Source organism: Mesorhizobium sp. M7D.F.Ca.US.004.03.1.1 (assembly GCF_003998635.1).
In the GTDB taxonomy this organism is placed as follows: domain Bacteria; phylum Pseudomonadota; class Alphaproteobacteria; order Rhizobiales; family Rhizobiaceae; genus Mesorhizobium; species Mesorhizobium loti.
In genome coordinates, this window is the sequence record NZ_RZQG01000553.1 from 1 (window position 1) to 4,094 (window position 4,094).

Sequence of the window (4,094 nt, forward strand, 5' to 3'; positions counted from 1 at the left end):
GTCGTGCTCGAGGAGCTCGAGCATGCCAAGGCGCGCGGCGCCAAGATCTATGCCGAGGTGACGGGTTATGGTCTCACCGGCGACGCGCATCACATCACGGCGCCCGCCGAGGATGGCGATGGTGCGTTCCGTTGCATGACGGCCGCACTGAATCGGGCCAAGCTGACACCTGCCGATGTTGACTACATCAACGCCCACGGCACCTCGACCATGGCCGACACGATTGAGCTCGGCGCTGTCGAGCGGCTTGTCGGCAATGCCGCGTCGAAGATTTCGATGTCGTCGACCAAGTCGTCGATCGGCCATCTGCTCGGGGCGGCCGGTGCCGCCGAAGCGATCTTTTCGATCCTTGCCATCAGAGACAATGTCGCGCCGCCGACCATCAACCTCGACAACCCGGAGCGCGAAACCGCGATCGACCTGGTGCCGAACAAGCCGCGTGCCCGCCAGATCGACGTGGCGCTGTCCAATTCCTTCGGCTTTGGTGGTACCAACGCGTCGCTGGTCTTCCAGCGCTACAATGGCTGATCGTCAGGCTATCGGGCGACGCTTTGGCGTGCCGTCAATTTTGCCATATTCGCCCCTACTCTGCCGCTGGGGATTCGTTGGGCGATCAAATGGTAGGGCGAAATGAACACAAATCCGGCAGGCAACGGAGAATTCGGGCAACGGCCGGCGACATCCGGCCCGATCGTGCCGAAAACGGCCAGCGAGGCGTTGCGGCCGGAGGCCGGCACGCCGCCGCCGAAGCGCTCGCGTGCATCACGCAGCCAGGTCGTCGTGTTCATGAACTTCGTCATCTCTTCGGTGATGCTGATGGTTCTGGCGGCTGGCGTCGCGGTCTATTTCGGCAAGCAGGAATTCACCGAGCCCGGCCCCTCGGCCAATGGCGACACCTTCCTGGTCAAGCCGAACACCGGCGTCCAGGATATCGCCGACCAGCTCGAACGCCGCGGACTGATCAGCGATGCCCGGGTATTCCGCCTTGGCGTGCGGGCCTTCGGCAATGATTACGCGCTGAAGGCCGGTGAGTACGAGGTCAAGCCCAGGGCTTCCATGCGCGACATCATGGAGCTTTTGAAGAGCGGCAAGTCGGTGATGTATTCGCTGACCATTCCAGAAGGGCTGACGGTCGAGCAGGCGCTGCAGCGCATCGCTGACGAGACTGCCTTGAGCGGCGATATGCCGGCGACCACGCCTCCAGAGGGCAGTCTCGCCACCGACACCCTGCGCTTCACGCGCGGCGCGACGCGCCAGCAGATGGTCGACAAGCTGCTGGCGGATCAAAAGAAGCTGGTTGACGATGTCTGGCAGCGGCGCGCGCCGGATCTGCCGCTGGCCAACATCGAAGAGTTCGTTACGCTGGCCTCGATCGTCGAGAAGGAAACGGGCAAGGGTGACGAGCGTTCACGGGTTGCCGCCGTCTTCCTGAACCGGCTTGCCAAGGGCATGCGCCTGCAATCCGATCCAACCATCATCTACGGGCTGTTCGGCGGCAAGGGCAAGCCGGCGGACCGGCCGATCTACCAGTCGGACATCCAGAAGCAGACGCCCTACAACACCTATGTGATCAACGGCTTGCCGCCGACGCCGATCGCCAATCCGGGTCGTGCAGCGCTGGAGGCGGTGGCCAATCCGTCGAAGACCGACGACCTCTACTTCGTCGCCGATGGCACCGGCGGGCACGTCTTTGCCGCGACGCTTGACGAGCACAACGAGAATGTCGCCCGCTATCGCGCCTTGCAGAAGAAGCAGGCAGATGAGGCCGCCAAGGCCGCCAACACAACTGGCGCAGGCGACAGCAATGCCGATAAGCCGGCTGACAGTGTGCCGGTTGACGGTGGCGACGACAGCGGCGGTGACGCGGGCGCTGCCCAGTAGAATGTAGAATAAGGAAGGGCATTGCTCACCAGGCGATGCCCTGACATTTAGAAGAGCGCCCCGCGTCCGATTTCGACGCGCCTGCGGCGCAGTCATTTTCAAGCCGCACTTGCTCCTCTCCGGAAAGCCGGTTTCGGGGTGGTGCACCAGGGACGTGTGGGCGATATGAATTTGCAGAGCATGACCGGTTTTGCACATGCCGTCGCCGAGCATGAGGGCACCTCGATCGCCTGGGAGGTCAAGTCCGTCAACGGCAAGAGCGTCGAGGTCCGGCTGCGACTGCCGCAAGGCTTCGAGCGGCTGGAACCAGCCGTCCGGCAGCTACTTCAGAAGCGTTTTGCGCGCGGCAATTTCCAGGCGACGCTGACCATCGGCCGGGCCGCCGGCGCGCAGGCGCAGCCGGTCGTCAACGAAGCCTTCCTGAAGGACCTGGCTGGGCTCGCCAAGCGGCTGCAGGAGCAATTCGGCGCTGCACCCGCGACATCAGATGGGTTGCTGTCGCTGCGCGGCGTACTCGACATTCCCGAAACTGTCGAAACCGAAGAAGCGAGGGCCGCGCTCGATGCCGCGATCATGGCCGCGCTCGATGTGGCCCTGAAAGGGCTTGAACAGGCACGACAAAGCGAGGGTGCCGCGCTGGCTTTGCTGTTGTCGGGTCATATCGACACAATCGAGGCGCTGACGCTGCGGGCAGAAGTGGATCCGTCACGCGAGACGGTGGCGATCCGCGAGCGCATCGCCGAGCAGGTCAGGCTTTTGATGGACGCTTCCGCCAATCTGGACGCGACCCGGCTGCACATGGAGGCGGCGTTCCTGGCCACCAAAGCCGATATTCGCGAAGAGATCGACCGGCTGAAAACGCATGTCGCATCCGGTCGGGCATTGCTGGAGGGCGGCGGCGCGGTCGGCCGCAAACTCGATTTTCTGGCACAGGAATTTAACCGCGAATCGAATACGCTGTGTTCGAAGTCGAATGCCGCCGCCGTCACCGCGATCGGGCTGGAACTGAAGGCGGTGGTCGACCAGTTTCGTGAACAGATCCAGAATCTGGAGTAGCCGATGGTTGCCAAGGATTTGGGGTCCCGCATTCGCCGCCGGGGCCTGATGCTCGTCCTGTCGTCGCCATCCGGCGCCGGCAAGTCGACGATCGCGCGCAATCTTCTGGAAAGCGATTCCAGCCTCGAACTGTCGGTCTCGGTCACCACCAGACCGCGCCGCGGCAGCGAGATCGAGGGCGTCCACTACCATTTTAGGACGATGCGCGAGTTCGAGCGGCTGCGCGATTCCGACGCGCTGCTTGAATGGGCCGAGGTGCACGGCAATTGCTATGCGACCCCGCGCGAACCGGCTGAACTGGCGCTGTCGGAAGGGCGCGACATGCTGTTCGACATCGACTGGCAAGGTGCCCAGCAGCTCAAGGAGAAGATGCGCGCCGACATCGTCTCGATCTTCATCCTGCCGCCATCGATGAAGGAATTGAAGGCGCGGCTGAAGCGCCGCGCCGAAGACCAGGAAGCGGTGATCGAAACGCGGTTGAAAAACGCCCGCAACGAGATCGAGCACTGGAAGGAATATGATTTCGTCATCGTCAATGACGACCTCGACCGCGCCTTCGCCGAAGTGCGCGGCATCGTCGTCGCCGAGCGGCTAAGACGTGATCGTCGGCCAGGCCTGTTCGATTTCGTCTCGGGACTGTTGGACGAGAAGACTGGCTGAACCGGCTACGGTGTGGCAGCCGGGTAGTTGGATAGACGCATGCTATCGGCCGGCGTCAGATGTTCGACGATCTGCACGATGTCGGTCCATTCGATCTCAGCATAGTGCTCTCGCATTCCGGACAGCATGACATCCTTTGGCCACTCGCTTTGCCGCCCGACAAAGGCGGCAGCTTTTCGACAACGGCATCTCCGTACAGCGCGTAACCCACACAATGGCTGTCGACGTGGCGTCACCATCGCAGACATAGCGCATGTAACCCGGCACGATCGTCGTTTCGCGCCAGCGTATGGTGGACGTCTTTTGCCCCGCCACAACAAGCGGGAAAAGTCGAGGCACCACCCCAAGTTCCTGCATGTCAGCCCTCATGCCGCATTGGTCAGCCGCACGAATTCCTCGACGCTGAGCGTCTCGGCGCGGCGCGTCGGATCGATGCCGGCGCGTTCGAGCAGGGCCTCGCCGCCGAGGCTCTTCACGCTTTGCCGCAGCATCTTGCG

General features: G+C 62.9%; 4 protein-coding genes and 2 pseudogenes. 4 read left to right on the top strand and 2 right to left on the bottom strand.

Annotated features, from left to right (window positions below; all coding sequences use genetic code 11):
• From EN935_RS25210 to gmk, 4 genes and pseudogenes are all read left to right on the top strand, one after another.
• A pseudogene (locus tag EN935_RS25210) lies at positions 1–528 on the top strand (beta-ketoacyl-ACP synthase II); the annotation flags it as partial.
• A gap of 102 nt (positions 529–630) precedes the next feature.
• A complete protein-coding gene (gene mltG / locus EN935_RS25215) occupies positions 631–1,881 on the top strand; it encodes an endolytic transglycosylase MltG (protein WP_127265609.1) in 1,251 nt (416 codons plus the stop codon).
• Positions 1,882–2,046: 165 nt separating this feature from the next.
• Entirely contained in the window at positions 2,047–2,937 is an 891-nt protein-coding gene (locus tag EN935_RS25220) for a YicC/YloC family endoribonuclease (protein ID WP_127373719.1), read from the top strand.
• A gap of 3 nt (positions 2,938–2,940) precedes the next feature.
• A complete protein-coding gene (gene gmk, locus EN935_RS25225; RefSeq protein WP_013532512.1) occupies positions 2,941–3,597 on the top strand; it encodes a guanylate kinase in 657 nt (218 codons plus the stop codon).
• Positions 3,598–3,602: 5 nt separating this feature from the next.
• Here gmk and EN935_RS42830 read toward each other — a convergent pair whose 3' ends face one another.
• Both EN935_RS42830 and EN935_RS25235 read right to left on the bottom strand, forming a co-directional pair.
• Positions 3,603–3,725, bottom strand: coding sequence for a hypothetical protein (locus tag EN935_RS42830; protein ID WP_281040360.1), 123 nt, complete (start codon positions 3,723–3,725; stop codon positions 3,603–3,605).
• Between the two features lie 237 nt (positions 3,726–3,962).
• Positions 3,963–4,094 (bottom strand): annotated as a pseudogene (locus EN935_RS25235) (16S rRNA (adenine(1518)-N(6)/adenine(1519)-N(6))-dimethyltransferase); the annotation flags it as partial.

Coding starts and splice junctions, on each gene's coding strand:
- EN935_RS42830 (WP_281040360.1), bottom strand. CDS start 3,725: ATGCTGTCCGGAATGCGAGAGCACTATGCTGAGATCGAATGGACCGAC.
- EN935_RS25220 (WP_127373719.1), top strand. CDS start 2,047: ATGAATTTGCAGAGCATGACCGGTTTTGCACATGCCGTCGCCGAGCAT.
- gmk (WP_013532512.1), top strand. CDS start 2,941: ATGGTTGCCAAGGATTTGGGGTCCCGCATTCGCCGCCGGGGCCTGATG.
- mltG (WP_127265609.1), top strand. CDS start 631: ATGAACACAAATCCGGCAGGCAACGGAGAATTCGGGCAACGGCCGGCG.